Origin of the sequence: Hoeflea phototrophica DFL-43, from assembly GCF_000154705.2 — a bacterium.
Lineage (GTDB): Bacteria > Pseudomonadota > Alphaproteobacteria > Rhizobiales > Rhizobiaceae > Hoeflea > Hoeflea phototrophica.
Map to the genome: position 1 here is coordinate 344,730 of NZ_CM002917.1, position 17,764 is coordinate 362,493.

At 62.0% G+C, this 17,764-nt stretch carries 17 protein-coding genes; 3 read left to right on the forward strand and 14 right to left on the reverse strand.

All coding sequences use genetic code 11. The features are described 5' to 3' along the window. Positions 1-34: 34 nt before the first annotated feature. Positions 35-541 (forward strand): dUTP diphosphatase, encoded by a 507-nt coding sequence (gene dut / locus HPDFL43_RS01645; RefSeq protein WP_007199815.1) that lies wholly within the window; start codon positions 35-37, stop codon positions 539-541. Beyond that, complete coding sequence (locus HPDFL43_RS01650) at positions 538-1,542, forward strand: proline racemase family protein (RefSeq protein WP_007199816.1); 1,005 nt, start codon at positions 538-540, stop codon at positions 1,540-1,542. Before dut ends, HPDFL43_RS01650 begins: the two co-directional genes overlap by 4 nt. 50 nt (positions 1,543-1,592) lie before the next feature. Here the strand turns inward: HPDFL43_RS01650 and HPDFL43_RS01655 are convergent, their stop codons facing one another. Further along, the gene (locus HPDFL43_RS01655; protein WP_007199817.1) at positions 1,593-2,609 is read right to left on the reverse strand and encodes an NAD(P)-dependent oxidoreductase; all 1,017 of its coding nucleotides are present in this window, start codon (positions 2,607-2,609) and stop codon (positions 1,593-1,595) included. 299 nt (positions 2,610-2,908) lie between these two features. Here HPDFL43_RS01655 and cysK point away from each other — a divergent pair, with 299 nt between their 5' ends. Further along, the gene (gene cysK, locus HPDFL43_RS01660) at positions 2,909-3,877 is read left to right on the forward strand and encodes a cysteine synthase A (protein WP_007199818.1); all 969 of its coding nucleotides are present in this window, start codon (positions 2,909-2,911) and stop codon (positions 3,875-3,877) included. Positions 3,878-3,985: 108 nt separating this feature from the next. Here the strand turns inward: cysK and HPDFL43_RS01665 are convergent, their stop codons facing one another. From HPDFL43_RS01665 to rph, 13 genes are all read right to left on the reverse strand, one after another. Further along, the gene (locus tag HPDFL43_RS01665) at positions 3,986-5,518 is read right to left on the reverse strand and encodes a YifB family Mg chelatase-like AAA ATPase (protein ID WP_007199819.1); all 1,533 of its coding nucleotides are present in this window, start codon (positions 5,516-5,518) and stop codon (positions 3,986-3,988) included. Between the two features lie 301 nt (positions 5,519-5,819). Beyond that, positions 5,820-6,122 carry a YciI family protein gene (locus HPDFL43_RS01670; RefSeq protein ID WP_007199820.1) on the reverse strand — a complete coding sequence of 101 codons (303 nt, stop codon included), beginning with the start codon at positions 6,120-6,122 and terminating at the stop codon, positions 5,820-5,822. A gap of 167 nt (positions 6,123-6,289) precedes the next feature. Further along, positions 6,290-7,237 carry a glutathione synthase gene (gene gshB, locus HPDFL43_RS01675; protein WP_007199821.1) on the reverse strand — a complete coding sequence of 316 codons (948 nt, stop codon included), beginning with the start codon at positions 7,235-7,237 and terminating at the stop codon, positions 6,290-6,292. A gap of 188 nt (positions 7,238-7,425) precedes the next feature. After that, positions 7,426-8,076: a hypothetical protein gene (locus tag HPDFL43_RS01680; RefSeq protein ID WP_007199822.1), complete on the reverse strand. Its 651-nt coding sequence runs from the start codon at positions 8,074-8,076 to the stop codon at positions 7,426-7,428. Between the two features lie 12 nt (positions 8,077-8,088). Next, on the reverse strand, positions 8,089-8,634 hold the full coding sequence (locus HPDFL43_RS01685) for a HupE/UreJ family protein (RefSeq protein WP_007199823.1): 546 nt from the start codon (positions 8,632-8,634) through the stop codon (positions 8,089-8,091). 276 nt (positions 8,635-8,910) lie between these two features. Beyond that, positions 8,911-9,729 (reverse strand): LysR family transcriptional regulator, encoded by an 819-nt coding sequence (locus tag HPDFL43_RS01690; protein ID WP_007199824.1) that lies wholly within the window; start codon positions 9,727-9,729, stop codon positions 8,911-8,913. A gap of 392 nt (positions 9,730-10,121) precedes the next feature. Continuing rightward, positions 10,122-10,490, reverse strand: a complete 369-nt coding sequence (locus HPDFL43_RS01695) for a YraN family protein (RefSeq protein ID WP_007199825.1) — start codon at positions 10,488-10,490, stop codon at positions 10,122-10,124. Beyond that, a complete protein-coding gene (gene rsmI, locus HPDFL43_RS01700) occupies positions 10,487-11,437 on the reverse strand; it encodes a 16S rRNA (cytidine(1402)-2'-O)-methyltransferase (protein ID WP_007199826.1) in 951 nt (316 codons plus the stop codon). The genes HPDFL43_RS01695 and rsmI overlap by 4 nt, the downstream gene beginning before the upstream one ends. A 145-nt stretch (positions 11,438-11,582) precedes the next feature. Beyond that, positions 11,583-12,344, reverse strand: coding sequence for a sulfite exporter TauE/SafE family protein (locus HPDFL43_RS01705; protein WP_040449505.1), 762 nt, complete (start codon positions 12,342-12,344; stop codon positions 11,583-11,585). A gap of 153 nt (positions 12,345-12,497) precedes the next feature. Continuing rightward, positions 12,498-14,675, reverse strand: a complete 2,178-nt coding sequence (locus tag HPDFL43_RS01710) for a bifunctional diguanylate cyclase/phosphodiesterase (RefSeq protein WP_156970155.1) — start codon at positions 14,673-14,675, stop codon at positions 12,498-12,500. 314 nt (positions 14,676-14,989) lie between these two features. After that, entirely contained in the window at positions 14,990-16,186 is a 1,197-nt protein-coding gene (gene hemW, locus HPDFL43_RS01715; RefSeq protein WP_040449506.1) for a radical SAM family heme chaperone HemW, read from the reverse strand. 44 nt (positions 16,187-16,230) lie between these two features. Further along, the gene (locus tag HPDFL43_RS01720; RefSeq protein WP_007199830.1) at positions 16,231-16,884 is read right to left on the reverse strand and encodes a non-canonical purine NTP pyrophosphatase; all 654 of its coding nucleotides are present in this window, start codon (positions 16,882-16,884) and stop codon (positions 16,231-16,233) included. 21 nt (positions 16,885-16,905) lie between these two features. Further along, positions 16,906-17,622: a ribonuclease PH gene (rph, locus tag HPDFL43_RS01725; RefSeq protein WP_007199831.1), complete on the reverse strand. Its 717-nt coding sequence runs from the start codon at positions 17,620-17,622 to the stop codon at positions 16,906-16,908. Between the last annotated feature and the right edge of the window lie 142 nt (positions 17,623-17,764).

Here is a 17,764-nt window from a genome sequence, read left to right on the forward strand (position 1 = left end):
TGACCTCGGCCCCGCGACAGGAAAAGCTTGGCCCATGACCCATCATGACCGCCCCGCAAACATCGCCGTTGATCCGACCGCTGCACGCGTGCCCGAGCTGCTCATCCTGCGGCTGCCCCATGGCGAGGGGCTGGAGCTGCCCGCCTATGAAACCCCCGGCGCCGCGGGCATGGATCTGCGCGCAGCGGTCAGCGAAGGCGAACCGTTCGAACTTGCGCCGGGCGCCCGCGCCGCGATCCCCACCGGGCTGGTGATGGAGATCCCGCACGGCTTCGAAGGCCAGGTCCGGCCGCGCTCCGGCCTGGCGCTCAAATCCGGCATTACCTGCCTCAACACGCCCGGCACCATCGACAGCGATTACCGTGGCGAGGTCAAGGTGATCCTCGCCAATCTCGGCGCCGAGCCCTTCCTTGTCACCCGCGGCATGCGCATCGCGCAGATGGTCATCGCCCCGGTGGTTCAGGCCCGCATCCTGCTGGCCGAAGCGGTGGATGAAACCGCGCGCGGCGCCGGCGGCTTCGGCTCCACAGGAACCGCATGAGCGCCCCGCTCAAAGTCATCGATATGCACACCGGCGGCGAGCCGCTCCGGATCGTCACAGCTGGATATCCCGAACTACCAAAGGGCACGATCCTCGAGAAACGCGCCCATGTCCGCGATCATCTTGATGATCTGAGAAAGATCCTGATGTTCGAGCCGCGCGGGCACTTTGACATGTACGGCGCGCTGCTGGTCGAACCGGATCTTCCAGGCGCCGATCTCGCGGTGCTGTTCATGCACAATGAAGGCTATTCCACCATGTGCGGCCACGCCATCATCGCGCTCGGGCGCTATGCGGTGGATCAGGGGCTGGTCGAGCCTCAGGGCGACCGGGCCTTGGTCAACATCGAGTGCCCCTGCGGCATGGTGCGCGCCGAGGTCGCCGTCCGCGACGGCAAGGCCGCCGAAGTCAGCTTCGAAAGCGTGCCATCGTTTCTGTTTGCCGGAGATCAAAAACTCAGCCTCGAAAAACACGGCGAAATCACCTTCGACATCGCCTATGGCGGCGCGTTCTACGCACTGGCCGGTTGCAGCCAGTTCGGACTTGAATTCGGCCGCGATCCGGTCGCCGCCTTTGTCGAAGCTGCCGATCAGCTGACCAGGGCGGCGCACGCGGCAATTCCACTGAGCCATCCCGACGCTCAGGATCTGGCGTTTCTCTATGGCTCGATCCTGACCGACGGGCAGGACGCCTTCTCCGATCAGTCCACCCGCAACATCTGCGTCTTCGCCGACCGCCAGGTGGATCGCTCGCCCACCGGATCCGGCGTCACCGCGCGGCTGGCTGCGATGCACGCGCGCGGCCAGATCGCGCTCGGGCAGCAGCGGACATTCGAGAGCATCATCGGCAGCCGGTTTTCAGGCTCGGTTGCCTCGGTGACGGCTTGCGGGCCGCATCCGGCGATCACGGCCAAAGTGTCAGGCCGCGCTTACTATTCCGGCAAGACCGAGTTTATTGTCGAGGATGATGACCCTCTGGCGGCCGGATTTCTCGTTCGCTGAAAAAACCTGGCCGATAGACCGGGCCGCAATTGGCAACGCTCTGGGGTGTCTCAGGTCTTGTCGATCGGCTTGCTGCGCATACGCGTCACAGTTTCGCGTTCGGCGCGTTTGCAGCTGATTGGCGGCAAGCCGTTGGCGATCTGGCCGATGTCTTCGATTACGCGGTTGCCGATGTCCTTCAGCGCAGATTCCAGCGCCCCGGCGCGGTGTGGTGAAAACAGCGTGTTGGGCAGGGCACGGACAGGATCATCGGCGGTGACAGGTTCCTCGGGGAAGACATCTGTCGCAAAGCGGATCGCGCCGGACCCTACCAGTTTCGACACAGCATCAAAGTCCACCACGGCGGCGCGGCTGAGCAGGATGAGCGAGGCGCCTGGCTGCATTCGGGAAAGATTGCCGGCATTGAGAAGATGCTGGTTTTCGGTGGTGATCGAGGCGACCACAAAGACAAACCGGGATTGCTCCAGAACCGCATCCAGGCTGGCCGGTGCAACGCCCATTCGCTCGAGATGGGCATCGGGCAGCCAGGGGTCGAATACCTTGACGGAATTCGGCCGGAAGCCAGGCAGCAAGGCAAAAAGCGCCCGCCCGAGATCACCGAAGCCGACAAAGCCGAAATCGCTGCCGCTGAGCAGTTCCGCATCCTGATTGCCGCTCAGTCCGTAGCGCTCGTTGCCTTCTGTAAAGCGCTTATGCTCGGAATGAATTCCGCGTGCCAGCGATATCGCCATGCCCAGCCCCATCTCGGCGACCGGGAGCGCAAACACGCCGCTTGGCGCCAGCACATGAATTCCACGCTGAAAGCAGGTTTCATAATCCACATTGGGCAGGAAGTTGGTTTCGACATTGATGATTGCCTTCAGCTTCGAGGCCATTGCAAGCCGATCAGGCCCCATATCGGCCTGGCCCAGCAGGATATCGCAGTCAGGCAAGTGCCGGGTGTAAAAAACATCCCGGTCTTCGCCGCTATACACGATGACATCGTGACGGCGCGTCAGCTCTTGATAATCGGCTTCGCTGAAAATGTCCTCAGCAGTACGGGGTTCGGGATCCAGAATGATACGCATGTTGCTCCTCCCGGAAGCTTGTTGGGACTGTCATGAAGCCCATTTATCACAGAGGAGAAAACAGCAGTTCAATCGACCGTTCAACCGGTCGTGCCGCGTCTGAGAGTGCTTTTGGCGGATGGAGGACTGTTTTGCGTGGTGTTGCCCGTTTCCTGGCGGGGTGAGAAGCTGATTTCAGAAAATGGCCGCTGGGGAGAACAATCTTGCTCGTTCGTGGGGTCGGCTGCACGCTGCTGACTGGCATATGCGCAAGAAGCCGTCTAATTGTTGTACAAGCAATGAGAAAAGGATGTTTCGATATGTCGGATTCAAAGGAAATAGGCCGCGGCCGGATCTACAATTCGATCCTCGACACTGTCGGCGACACACCGATTGTGCGGCTCGACAAGCTGGCGAAGGAGAAGGGCGTCAAGGCACACCTGCTGGGCAAGCTTGAATTCTTCAATCCGATCGCCTCGGTCAAGGACCGCATCGGCGTCGCCATGATCGAAAGCCTCGAAGCCCAAGGCAAGATCGAACCGGGCAAGACCACGCTGGTGGAGCCGACCTCGGGCAACACCGGCATTGCGCTGGCCTTCGCCGCCGCCGCCAAGGGCTACCGGTTGATCCTGACCATGCCCGAGACCATGTCCGTCGAGCGCCGCAAGATGTTGGCGCTGCTGGGCGCGGAGCTGGTGTTGACCGAAGGCCCCAAGGGCATGAAGGGCGCCATTGCCCGTGCCGAGGAGCTCATAGGTGAGATCGAAGGCTCGGTGATGCCGCAGCAATTCGAAAACCCGGCCAACCCGGAAATCCACCGCAAGACGACGGCGCTGGAAATCTGGAACGACACCGACGGCGGTGTCGATATTCTGATCTCCGGCATTGGCACCGGCGGCACCATCACCGGCACCGGGCAGGTGCTCAAGGCGAAAAAGCCCGGGGTCAAGGTCGTCGCGGTCGAGCCCGCGGATTCGCCTGTGCTGTCCGGCGGCAATCCCGGCCCGCACAAGATCCAGGGCATCGGCGCCGGCTTCGCGCCTGCCATTCTCGACACCGGGATCTATGACGAGGTTGTCCAGGTCAGCAATGACGAGGCCTTCGCCATGGCCCGTGAGGTGGCGCGCCTGGAAGGCCTGCCGGTGGGCATCTCGTCTGGTGCTGCGCTGACGGCCGCGGTCAAGGTCGGCAGCCGTGAGGAAAATGCCGGCAAGCAGATCGTCGTGATAATCCCCTCCTTCGCCGAGCGCTACCTCTCGACCGCACTGTTTGATGGTCTTGGCGACTGATCACCCGGCCGGAGCGGCCTGATTGCCGACGGTATGCAAGCTCAAGACCGGGATGGCGGTTTCCGTCCTCCCGGTCTTGCAGCTTGTGCTGTGTTTTCATGTTGCCCGTCACGCCGCCTTGGTGATCCGCTCGGCGGCGATGCGGTAGGAGATCGATTCGGCCAGATGAATCCGGCTGACCGTCTCTGCTCCGTCGAGATCGGCCAGCGTGCGTGCCACCTTGAGGATCCGGTGATAGGCGCGGGCGGAAAACCGCATCTTCTCTGCTGCATCGGAAAGCAGAGCCTGCCCGCCGGAATCGGGTCGTGCCACCTCTTCGACCAGAGCGGTGGTGCATTGTGAATTGGTGCGGATATCAGACCGTCCAAGCGCTCGGTAGCGCTCCTGCTGTGTCACGCGTGCCATGGCCACGCGGGCGGCAACATCAACGCTCTTTTCGGCGTCCTGCGGGCGGATCAGATCCTGTGCGGTGACCGCCGGCACATCGATGCGAATGTCGATCCGGTCCATCAGTGGCCCGGAAATCCGGCCCTGGTAATCGCTCTGGCAACGTGGGCCCCGCGCGCAGCTTTGGCCCGGCTCACCCGCCATGCCGCAGCGGCAGGGATTCATCGCGGCGATCAGCTGGATGTTTGCGGGATAGCTGACCCGGTGATTGGCGCGTGCGATCACACATTCGCCGTTCTCAAGCGGTTGCCTGAGTGAATCGAGCACCTGCGGGGTGAATTCGGGAAATTCGTCCAGAAACAGGACCCCGTGATGGGCAAGGGACACCTCGCCCGGGCGGGCCTTGAAGCCGCCACCCACCATCGCGGCCATCGAGGCCGAGTGATGCGGTGCGCGAAACGGCCGCCGCTCGGACAATCTGCCCCCTGCCAGTCGACCGGCGATGGAGTGGATCATCGAAACCTCGAGCAGCTCTGCCGGCGACAGGGGCGGCAGGATCGACGGCAACCGTGCCGCGAGCATGGACTTGCCCGATCCCGGAGGGCCGACCATGATCAGATTGTGACCGCCTGCGGCGGCCACCTCAAGCGCCCGCTTGGCGGTCTCCTGGCCCCTGATGTCACACAGATCCGGCATGTTGGCCGGCTCAGCCCGCATCGCAGGCTTTGGCCGGGCCAGAACCTGCGTGCCGCGGAAATGATTGGCCATCGCGATCAGCGACCGTGGCGCGAGGATCTCGATGTCTTCTCCGGCCCAGGCAGCTTCCGGACCCGAGGCCGCGGGGCAGATCAGGCCCTTGCCCAGCGCATTGGCGCCGATCGCCGCGGGCAATGCACCGGCGACACTTGCGATGGTGCCGTCAAGCGAGAGTTCGCCCAGCACCACATAGCCGTTGAGCGCATCTCCGGGAATCGCGCCGAGCGCGGCCATCAGCCCCAGCGCGATGGGCAGATCGAAATGACTACCTTCCTTGGGCAGGTCGGCGGGGGCGAGGTTGATTGTCACTTTCTTGGCGGGAAGGGCGAGCCCCGAGGCGTGAAGAGCTGCCTGCACCCGTTCCCGGCTTTCCGCCACCGCCTTGTCGGGAAGACCGACAATATGCATCCCGACCTTGCCCGGGGCGACCATCACCTGAACGTCGACAGGCACCGCCTCGATGCCTTCAAATGCGACTGTGCTGACCCGCGCAACCATGGCGTCTATTCCTCCAGACAGCGACTCGGGGGTATTGTCGCCCCTATACACGATATAGGGGAAAGGAAATCATATAAACCGGAATAAAACAAGAACATTAAAGAAACGAATACACCAAAAAGTGGATCTCGGGCTGCATACGGTTGCATCACAAGAACAGGAAATGACGCATCCTATGCGTGCGTTCAGCGGTTTTGGCAGCAAAAGCCAGGGCATTTTTGGCCATTGACGGCATTTACGGGCCGTTGATCAGCGGCTGAAAGCGTTCCGCGCCCAGATCCGGGCAAAATGATGCGTGGGGTTATGTCAACACAGCCGCAATGTTGCCGGGCCGAAACTCCGTGATGGTATAGTCGGCAATGCCCGCACTGTGGAACGGGTCATCGCGGATCAGGGTTTCGATATCCTGCAGCGACTGTCCTCGGGCGATGATGACACCGCCTGTGCGAGGCACCTTGGCCCCGGATGCTAAAAACCTGCCGGTGCCATAGTTGCGCTCGATGAAAGCCATGTGCGGCTCGATCAGCGGATCAACATTTTCCAGCGCCGTTACGTAAGTCAGATCAATCACAAACAGATGATCGCCGTCGTCGAGAAAGGCCATTCCGGTGCTCCTGGTGCAGTCTGGTATGTTGAGGCCGGACTTGCGGAGATGGACAAATCCCGCAAGCCCACGGAGGCTGAAAGATTCCTGCGTCAAGCAAGGATGCCTGGCTGTCCTGGTTCACAAGAATCCGTTGGATTTTGCCATGCCTTGAGAGAACTTCGGGCTCAGTGCTTTTTGGCTTCGACGGCGTCCCAGAATAGGCTGGCGATGTCGGCGCCGCCAAAACGTTTGACCTCGCGAAGCCCTGTCGGCGAGGTGACGTTGATCTCGGTCATCAGATCACCAATGATGTCGATCCCCACCAGGATGAAGCCGCGCTCACGAAGCGCCGGGCCGATGCGGGCACAGATCTCTTTCTCGCGGTCCGTCAGCTCGCTGTGTTCGGCGCGGCCGCCCACATGCATGTTGGAGCGCGAATCATGCTCGGCAGGCACCCGGTTGATGGCGCCCACCGGCTCGCCGTCAATCAGCAGGATGCGCTTGTCGCCGGCGCGCACATGCGGCAGGTATTCCTGCGCAATAAACGGCTCGCGGTACATCTGCGCGAACATTTCCAGCAATGAGGTCATGTTGCGGTCGTCAGGCTTGATGTGAAACACGCCGGCGCCGCCATTGCCGTAAAGCGGCTTGAGGATCATGTCGCCGACCTCCGCGCGAAACGCCTTGATCGTTTCGGGATCGCGAGAAATCAGGGTTTTCGGCATCAGGTCGGGGAACTCGGTGACGAAGATCTTTTCCGGCGAGTTGCGCACCCAGGCCGGGTCATTGACCACCAGCGTTTTCGGATGCACCCGCTCGAGCAGATGGGTCGAGGTGATATAGGCCATGTCAAATGGCGGATCCTGCCTGAGCAGCACCACATCCATGTCGGCGAGATTGATGGTTTCCTGCGGCCCGAGCTCGAAATGGTCGCCCTCGACATCACGCAGGATCATCGGCTCGGCCACCGCCTGGACCACCCCGTCGCGCATCGACAGCTGGTCCGGCGTGTAGTGAAACAGCTTGTAGCCGCGCGCCTGCGCTTCCATCGACATGGCGAAGGTGGAATCTCCGGCAATCGAAATCGAGCGCACATGGTCCATCTGGACCGCAACATTCTTGATCTTGCTCATGGGTCAGGTGTCTCCGCCATTCTGATGGGTTTCACATAGGGTGGGAACGGGGGGGATTGCAACGGGGGCGGATGGGAAATGGCGATGGTGGTTACAGGAGATGGAATTCGGGTGGGTATGGGCGGAACGACCGCAGCGCCGCCACACCTCAGTCTTTCCAAATTGTCGATCCGCAATCCGACGCTATCTCACCCCGTTTGCCCCGCCAGAAAAGCCCAGCCCATCATCGCGATGGCGACCATCCAGGAGGCCAGCGCGCGGAAGCTGATCTCGACCCAGCCATAGGGCAGGCGCTTGAGCCCGGTCGACACGATGGCAGCGGATGTGGCGAGCACCAGGTTGAACAGGCCGAAGATGCCTGCATAGGCGCCTGGCGGGACCTCTCCCCATGCGTGACCGGCCAGAATGCCCCAGCCTGTCAGCAAACCTGCCAGAAACACGATGGCTGCCATGGTTCGCACCGCGGGGCGGATTGCCATGACGGCCAGAAGTCCCAGTGCGATGGCTGTCGCGAACAACAGCGGCACCGGATCAACCGGCACAAGCGCCGCAGTGACAAAGCCTGCGGGTATGGCCAGCAGAAAGGCCGGCCAAACCAGCGGCAATCCCTCCCGTTTCCACATGGAAACCAGGATTCCGGTGCTGATCAGCGCGATCATCACCGGCAGATCGATCAGGACCGCCATGCCCCCTGCCAGGAAATCCTCATAGGCGTCACCGCCCAGGGCGAATTCATGGGCCTTGGCGTCAAGCGGGACGAAACAGAAAAGGCCGCCCGCAAGCGCCATGGGCACAAGGCGGGCGGCCAGTTGGTCAAACCGGATGCTTGCTGGCCGCATCAATGTCAGCCGTCAGGCAATGCCGGTCAGGAAGGCGGTGCCGACCAGCGCAATGATTGCACCGCCGACACGGATCGCCGGCTTCCCCCATGCCAGTCCGTTCAGTGCGCCAAGCCCGATGCCGACGCCATGCAGCAGACCGGTTGCGATCACGAAGCCGATGGCATAGGCGAAGGGATTGGCAGCGGTGGGAAGCTCTGTGCCATGCGCATAGCCGTGAAAGACTGCGAAGAAAGCCACCAGCACGCCGGCAACGACGACCGGAGCCCGCACCAGGAACAGCACCAATAGTCCCAGAACTACGCCCGAAAGCGCAATGCCTGCTTCAATGAAGGGCACAGGAATGCCGGCGATGCCGAGCGCTGCGCCAAGCGCCATGACCAGCGGGAAGGTGATCGGAAGGATCCAGATCGCTGGGCTTCCCAGCACCGCGCCCCAGAGCCCGACAGCCACCATGGCGACCACATGGTCCCAGCCAAAGATCGGGTGCAGCAGGCCGCTCAAAAACCCGCCAGTCATGCCTTCGCCGGTGTGGGCCAGTGCGGGCGAGGCTGCCATCACGCAAGCGGTGAGCGCGAGCAGCGCCAGTCCCTTAAGCGGAGTGACTGTGTTGGAACGATTGGAGAAGGGGCGGGTTTGAGGAATAATGCGCATCTGTCGTGCTCCTTGTTGGGTTGTGCGGCACCCCTGTTTGGGTCGTGCCTCGATTTGCTTCGTGGCGATGATAGTCGATCAGCAAGGTTCCGCAACATCCAGATAGGCTTGATCACAATTGTCTCGCCGATCTCGCATCTTAACTTTTCCAGCAGACCACGCGAGCGGCTCCGCTGCCCGTCACCGTCCCCCGAACACCCGGCATAGCCGGTCGATGGTGCGGCGGACTTCCGGCAGGTGGCGGTCGTCCTGGTGGGTGACGATCCACTGGTCGTGCGCCAGTTCCGGGATTGTGCTGCCGGTCTGGCGAAGCACGGGCTGCCGTTCACCGATGAAGGTCGGCAGCAGCGCTATGCCCTGACCGGCAAGCGCCAGGTCGAGGCTGTTGCGCGGGGCGTTGACCTCGCAGACCGCGTCGTTTCCCACCATCCTGTCGAGCCAGCGTGCCGATGGCGTATCAGCTAGCACCTTGATCCAGCGTTCGGGTGCGCCGGCACTCGCATAGGGGGCAAATTCGACGCGTGAGAGTTTTCGGCCCGCCAGGCTGTCGCCGGTCGGTCGCGCGTTGCGAAACCCGATCACCACTTCGCGCCGCGCGATGTCGAGCGTCGTTTCGGCAGAGACGAAGCGCAGGCGGATATCGGCCGGAGTTCCGGTGATCTCGTCGAGATGCGCGAGCAGGGCAAGCGTTGTCCAGGTCCCGGCGGAGACCTTGACCAAGGGCCGTTCCGTTTCTCCCGGATGGGACGTCAGCCTTGCGATGCGGGCTTCGATTCCGGTGAGCTCTTCCAGCAGCTCCCGCGCTTGCGTTGTCAATTCGTAGCCGCGCTCGTGGCGGACAAACAATTCTCGGCCGGTCGCCCGCTCCAGTGCCAGCATCCGCCGGCCGAGTGTGGCGGCACTTCGTCCGGTCACCCGGGCCGCCGGCGACAGCCCGCCTTCCCTCGCCACGGCCAGGAAAAGATACAGATCGTCCCAGGAGGCAGTCTTTTCATTCATGAAAATAATCCTTCAAACTGTTTCATTTCGAAGGATCAAGAGAGTCACTAAGTTGGGCCGAGGTCAAGGGTGCTGCCGGGTCTCGGCCAATCGGCCCAGCGGCGGCTGGAAGAGAGCCCGCCATCAAAGCGCTCAAGCCGTACAAGCCCGCGCAAAGGAGACGGCAATGCAAAGAACCAAGGATCATGGCGCCGACAAAGGCTGCCCGTTTCCCGGAGAGCGCAGAAGTCCGGCTCTCACAGAGGAGGACCGTTTCATGGAGCTGCATGGCGGGCGCGGCAGCCGAACCGTTTACCTGACAGTGTGCATGATCGAGGCGATGCTGGTGCGAACCGCGCTTGGTCTGCGCGGCATGGCCCACTTGCGATTGCCTTGGCGGTCTGGCGCCGGGGTTAAAACGCGTCCTCGAGGTGCACCGGCCAGCGCCAGGGACTGACCACGATGATGTCGAAACGCCAGGACAGCCGCTCTGCATCCGGCTGGCGGCTGATATAGACATCGCCCGCCGCCCGGATCCGCCTTTGCGACGCATAGCTCACCGAATCCACACCGGCCGCAAGGTCCCGCCGCGCCTTGACCTCGATGAAGGCGATCAGATCGCCCTTGCGCGCCACCAGATCGATCTCCCCAAGGGGTGTCTTGTAGCGCAGCGCTGAAATCCGGTAGCCCTTGAGCATCAAGGCAAAGGCTGCAAGCCATTCAGCGCGGCGTCCCTTGCGCTCGGAACGCCGTTTTCGAGTGAGCTTGCCGCCCGCGCTCACGCCTCGCCCTTTGGTGGGGCGGCTTTCATGGCGAGCAGTCGCGCATAAAGCTCCTTGCGGTTGAGCCCGGTCAGCCGTGCGGCCTCTGTTGCAGCCTTGCCTGCGGGCAGGTCGCTCGCGAGCCTGGCCAGCAGTGCATCTACATCATCTTCCGATGGCGCAGGCGTGAAACCGGGACCTATCACCAGCACGATCTCGCCGCGCACATTCTCGTTCTCATAACGCGCGGCAAGCTCACCCAGCGTACCGCGGCGAATTTCCTCATAAGCCTTGGTCAGCTCGCGGCAGACGGCAGCCGGACGCTCAGCGCCAAGCATGTCGGCAGCGGATTTCAGCGACGCCGCCAGCCGGTTCGGGCTCTCAAAGAACATCAGCGTTGCCTCCGTCGCCGCGAAGCTTGCCAGCCGGTCACGCCGCGCCTTGTCCTTCGATGGCAAAAAACCGGCGAACAGGAAGGTGTCGCTGGGCAGGCCCGAGGCGACGAGGGCTGCCATCGGCGCCGAGGCGCCGGGAATCGGGATCACCGGCAACCCGGCCTCGATCGCGGTCTGCGAGATCCGGTAGCCGGGATCGGAGACCAGCGGCGTGCCGGCGTCGGAGATCAGCGCCACGCTCTTGCCTGCTTCCAGTGCCGCCATCAGCTTCGGTCCGACCCGCTCGGCATTGTGTTCGTGATAGGCGTAAGGCCGGGTGGCAATGCCGAAACGGTCAAGCAGCACCCGGCTGACGCGGGTGTCCTCACAGGCGATGATGTCTGCCCCGGCAAGTGTTTCCAGTGCGCGCAAGGTGATATCGCCGAGGTTTCCGATCGGTGTTGCCACCAGATAGAGCCCGGCTGCCAGCGGCCGGGCGCCGATCTCATGCGCGCCAATGCGGTAGCCGCGCGATGTTTGCCCCGTGGCTGCGGTGTTGTCGGAACCGGTATCCTTGGGTGTCCTGCGTGCCATCTTCACTTCGCTTTGGGACCGGGCGGGCCCGTGTCGCGTTCGTCTTCAAAGTGGGTGTAGCAGAGATTGCAGTGGATGCGCGATAGGGCAGATCCCTCCAAACAACAGCCTTTGCAAAGCGCGACGCCTGTGGCCGTGTCCCTGGTCAGAACAGCTGGCTTATCAGTCCGGCTGCGGACAGCAGCGCGAGCAAGCCCAGACATGCAGCCTTGTAAAGATGCTCATAGGCCGGGCGGAACAGCCGGGCACCCGAGAACACGCCCAACAGAACCAGAGGTACCATCAGCGCGCCGCGCCAGAGAGCCTGCATCGTCATCAGGTCATAGGCGATCAGGAAGACCAGTGATGTCACCATGGTGATCGCCAGGAACATGACCAGAGATGCCCGCATCTGTTTCGGCGGGGCTCCGCTTGCGAGAACGTAAAGCGCGATTACCATGCCGCCGACGGATGCCAGGCCGGTAGCGATGCCGGCTGTGACACCGCTCATATAAAGGCCTCCCCGCGTTGCCAGGAACCCGGGCCGCAGATTGAAGAACTGCATCAGCGTCAGGCACAGAATGATGCTCAACGCGATTTTCTGGGACCAGGCGACATCGATGCTCGTGGTTGCCAGAAGCCCGATCGGAACGCCGATCGATGAACTGATCACCAATGCCCAGACAACCCGCATGTCAGCCAGCGCCATCCCGCCCCGGAACATCGCAAGGCTGGCGGCACACTCCAGCAGAAAACACACGGGAATCAGTTCAACGGGCGGAATGATGACGGCAAGCGATGCCATCACAACGGCCGAAAGGCCGAAGCCGGAAAAGCCTCTGGCCAGCCCTGCCATGAAAACGGCAGCGACAACGAAAGCCAACTGAGCGGCGGAAAGCCCGGTGAGCTGGGACAGGGTGAGAATCATATGGTCGCCTGTTGCTGTGCCGGTCAGTGTGGATCGGCGGCGGCGGCAACGCAAAGGCCAGATTGCCGGCGACACTGGTCCAGGCAGAGCAATTGGAAAGCACGCGCAAACGGATGCCCAAAAGCCGCGATGGCACCTCTGCGGTTGGTTGTATCAGGCCCGAAGCGCGGGTGGTTCCCGCCTGGAGAGCGCGATTTTCGCTACCATGTCCGGCACCAGCGATGCCGGAGAGGGACGGGCGAAGTAATACCCCTGAACCGCATCGCAGCCCATCGCCTCGACCATACGGACCTCCTCCAAGGTCTCCGTGCCTTCGACGACGATCTCGAATCCGAGGCCACGCGCCAGCTCCAGAATGCCGCGAAGCACCTTTTGTTTGCGGGTGTCTGTATCAATGTCGGAGACAAAGCAGCGGTCAACTTTCAACTGTTCCAATGGCAGCTGATTGAGATAGCCCAGCGACGAATAGCCCGAGCCGAAATCATCCAGCGCCAGTCTCAAGCCAAGCGTATGGACACCCGCAAAAATCCTGGCAATCCGCTCCTCGTTCTGATCCACAAAGACACTCTCGGTGATCTCGATGCAAATGGTTTCGCCTGGCAGGTTGTGGCGCTCAAGCGTGCTTTTCAACATCTCAATGAAATTGGCCTGCCCGAGCTGCATCGGCGATACATTGACCGAGATGTGCTTGAAGTCGAAACCGTCCCTGCGCCATTTGGCGGCCTGGGCGCATGCGAGGTCGAAAACCAGGCTGCCCAGATCCATGATCTGACCACTGGATTCGGCAATCGGGATGAACCGCCCGGGCGGGATCGGCCCTTTCTCGGGATGGGTCCAGCGGGCCAGCGCCTCCAGGCCGACCAATTGGTGATTGGCTGGATTGATCTGCGGCTGGAAATGAACCTCCAGTTCACGCTCAGCGATTGCCGAACGCAGCATGCCCTCCAGTTCAAGCTGGTCTTGCAGGGCGTTGTTGAGTTCCGGAGTGAAGAATACGGCCTGGTTGCCGCCGTTTGCCTTGGCCTTGCGACGCGCAAGCTCGGCATTCAGATGCATCGTGTCTGCATCGGCAGCGTCGTCCCCTGGCAGGACAATGCCAATCGAGCCGCAGGTATGGACCTCGCCACAGGGCAGATGGAAAGGTTGGCGCAGGGCTTCGAGCACGCTCTCCGCAAGCCAGGCGACTTCATCCGCTGTGGGGCGATCGTCAACCAGAATGGTGAACTCATCACTGGCTGGTCTGGCAAGCTTTGCCCGGGCGCCGGCAAGGCGCTTGACCTCTTCCCCAACCATGATCAGAAGCTTGTCACCATTGACAGGCCCGTAGGCGTCATTGATCTGGAAGAAATTGTCGAGATCCAGGTGCAGCAGGCACCATTGCGCAGATCCGGAGCGGGTCTCGGCCACGGCGGCTTCGAGATCGGCCAGATAGCGGCTGCGGTTGCCCAATCCCGTGATTTGATCAGTGTATGCGATGCCAGCCAGCCGGTGCTGAAGATTGGCAAGCCGTTCAAGTGCGAGGGCCAGGGCACCGAACTCGTCCTTGCTGTCTTTGAAAGGGACCTTTGTGCTCTGCCGGTTGTCTGCCAGATCGTCCGCATAGCCGGCCAGAATCCGGATGGGCTCGAGCTGCCATGCCATGAAGGCTGCGCCAAAGAACGCGACGATGAGCAGGAGAAGTCCGGCGGTGACCATCATTTCGCTGCCCAGTTCGGTCCGCGCGACAATCAGATCATCCACCCAGCCAACATCCACGGCCAGTGCACCTTCAACAGTGCCAGCAGACGAGACAATCGGCGTGAGGTAAGCCAGCCGCAAACGCCCCATGACCGGCACCTCACCCAGGAAGGGCTTGCCGGCTGCCAAACTTGCATAAGCCGGATGGCCGGCGCTGATCGACATCGGCGGCGGCATTGATCCGTCCGGCTTGCGGAATGTGGTTGCAAAACGGTCAAACCCGTCAGTCTGGCGATTGAACTTGAAAAGATTGGCCGCCCCTTGGTTGACCCTGGCAATCTCGTTGAGCAACACGCTATGCTCATCGCGAAATGAAAGAGCGGTCTCCGCGTTGTCATATTTGAGGCGAACGGCGAGAGGTCTGCCTTCTTCATCCAGAACCGATTCAAACTCGCTCTTGAGATCGTGCGTAATAGTGGCGACTGCTGTGCGCGCTGCGCGGTCAATCCGAATGGCTGAGTTGGTCGCTGTCAACTCAGACACCTTGACGTAACCAAGTGTTGCAGTGATCAGGATAGACAGGGCAACAGCCACAACGAGGGTCGTTGTGACACGCCCCATCGCACTGCCGGGAAGCGGACCCATGCCTGACATTTATCGATCCTCCAAACACGCGGTTGAGGTGCTCAGGGTGGAGTGCAATTGCTTGCACAAATATGCTTCAATCCAGAGTAGTGTCTCGGCAAATTGTTAAGAAACTCTGGTACAGGCGACGGTGATTCCTATAGGTGCGACGCCGAGCCAGTCATTCCCGCTGAGCACGGAACCACCGAAAAATGCCTTGGGTTACTGCTTTGACGCAGTTGCCGGTACGAAACCGGTCCCTGCTTTCGCAGGAATTGCTGTGACCCGACAGGTGATCTGATCTCTTGCCGCCCGGCGTCACAGACAGCAGCATCCGACAACCTTCAGGTCGCCAGATCGGCCACCACGGCGTCAAGCACCAGCATGCCTTGCGGCGTGCAGCGGATCCGGTCCTTGCCCATCGTTTCGATCATGCCGTGATCGATCAGAAACTCGACCCGCTCGGCATCCAGCCGGTGGCCGGACAGGGCTTGCCAGCGGCCGAGATCGACCCCTTCGCGCAGTCGCAATCCCATCAGCAACAATTCGTCGGCCTGCTCACTGGTGCCCAACACTTCGCTTTCGCTCATGCCATGGCCACGGTCCGCGACGCTTGTTAGCCATGTCTCGGGCGTCCGTTCGGTCGCCGTGGCGATCTTGCCTGCCGAGGTGGTCAACCGCCCATGTGCGCCGGGCCCGATCCCGGCATAATCGCCATAGCGCCAATAGGTGAGATTGTGACGGCTCTCGGCGCCCGGGCGGGCGTGATTGGAGACTTCATAGGCGGGCAGCCCATGGGCTTCGCAGACGCTCTGGGTGAGCTCATAGAGTTCGGCCGAGAGATCACCATCGGGCACGATCAGTTTGCCCGCCTTGTGCAGGCCATAAAACGGCGTGCCTTCCTCGATCGTGAGCTGGTAGAGCGAGAGGTGGTCGGCGGCGAGCGAAATCGCTTCCTTAAGCTCGGCTTCCCAGGCGTGGGGCGTCTGGTCAGGCCGCGCATAGATCAGATCAAAGGACATCCTTGGAAAGATGTCCCGCGCCAGCCCGATGGCTCTCAGCGCCTCGGCCCGGTCATGCAGCCGGCCCAGCCGTTTGAGGTCCCTGTCATTGAGTGCCTGAACGCCCATCGACACCCGGTTGACGCCAGCGGCGCGGTAGCCGCGGAAGCGGCCCGCTTCAACGCTTGATGGATTGGCCTCCAGTGTGATCTCGATGCCTTCGGGGACAACCCAAGTTTCGTGCACCGCGTCAAGGATGGCGGCAACGGTTTCCGGGTGCATCAGCGATGGCGTGCCGCCACCGAAGAAGATGCTGGTGACCACTTGCGGACCTGACAGCTTCCGCATCGCAGCGATCTCGGCGCGAAACGCATCGATATAGGCCTGCTGGTCGATGCCCTCATGGCGCACATGGCTGTTGAAATCGCAATAGGGGCATTTGGCGGCACAGAATGGCCAATGCAGATAGACCGCGAAACCGGGCTTGCCGGTGTCTGGCGCCAGCCCGTCCTTGAACGCATTGCTGCGGGCCTTCGCCATCGCGGCCAGGGGATCCGGAGCTTCGGCCTGATCGACGAGGCCGCTCACGTGACGGGGACGCCCAGGCGTTGCTCGGCAAACAGCTTGAAGGCACGTGCCCGGTGCGACGTTGCCGTCGCCTGGCCGGGTTTCCAGCCGTGCTTTTCCTCCGCCGTCATCTCGCCGAATGTGCGGGTGTGCCCGTCCGGCCGGAACACCGGATCATAGCCGAACCCGGAAGTCCCGCGCGGCGGCCAGACCATCACGCCATCGGCTTCGCCGCGATAGAAACTGACGTCACCATCCGGTGTCGCCAGGCACAACATGCTCACAAACCGTCCGGTGCGTTTCGCCTCGGTGAGCGCACCGCGGGCCTGGAGCGCATCCTCGACCTTCTGCATGGCAACAGCGAAATCGCGGCTGCCATCGGGCAGGGTCGCCCAGTCCGCGGTGTAGACACCCGGCGCGCCGTCAAGCGCGTCGACAATCAGGCCGGAGTCATCCGACAGCGCGATCTTGCCCGACGCGGTGGCGGCTGCCAGCGCCTTGGTCGCGGCATTGGCTTCAAACGTGTCGCCGGTTTCCTCAGGCTCAGGAAGATTGAGCTCCGCCGCCGATGTGACGGCAACACCGAGCGGGCCGAACAGATCGCGGATTTCTGCAATCTTGCCTGCATTGTGGCTTGCGACCAGAATTTCCGTGAGCGGTGCGTGTGCCATCAGATCAGTGTTTCCCTTGCCTCAGGCTACTGCGCTTTTTTGCAGCGCCACCAGGTCGTTGATCGCGGCCTTGGCCAGCCCCATCAGTTGCCCGAGTTGTTCTTCGGTGAAGGGTTCGCCCTCGGCGGTGCCCTGAATTTCGACGATACCGCCGGTACCGGTCATGACGAAATTGGCATCGGTTTCAGCAGAGGAATCTTCGAGATAGTCGAGATCCGTCACCGCCTGGCCGGCGAAAATACCGCAGGAAACGGCTGCCACATGATCCTTGAGCACCCGCTCGACCTTGACCATCGAACGCTCTTCCATCCATTTCAGACAATCATGCAGCGCGATCCAGGCACCGGTGATGGCTGCGGTCCGTGTGCCGCCATCGGCCTGGATGACATCGCAATCCACCGTGATCTGGCGCTCGCCAAGTGCCGGCAGATCGACAACCGCACGCAGCGAGCGGCCGATCAGACGCTGAATCTCAAGCGTGCGCCCGCCCTGCTTTCCGGACGTTGCCTCGCGGCGCATGCGGTCGCCAGTCGAACGCGGCAGCATGCCGTATTCAGCTGTCACCCAGCCCTTGCCACCATTGCGCAGCCACGGTGGAACGCGTTCCTCAAGACTTGCGGTGCACAGCACGTGGGTATCGCCGAACTTGACCAGGCAGGAGCCCTCGGCGTGTTTGGACACGCCGCGCTCGAAGCTGACCGCCCGCATCTGATCTGTCTTCCGGCCCGATGGACGCATACTGTGTCTCCTAAATTCAATTGAGCCGCCTTCTATCGGCAGGGCAGCCAATATGCAAAGCAAAACCGTCTGTTTTCACCGCAGGCCGCTTGCGGCGCCGGGAAGCCCGGATGCTCCTGAACTGGTCGTACCCCTTTCTTGT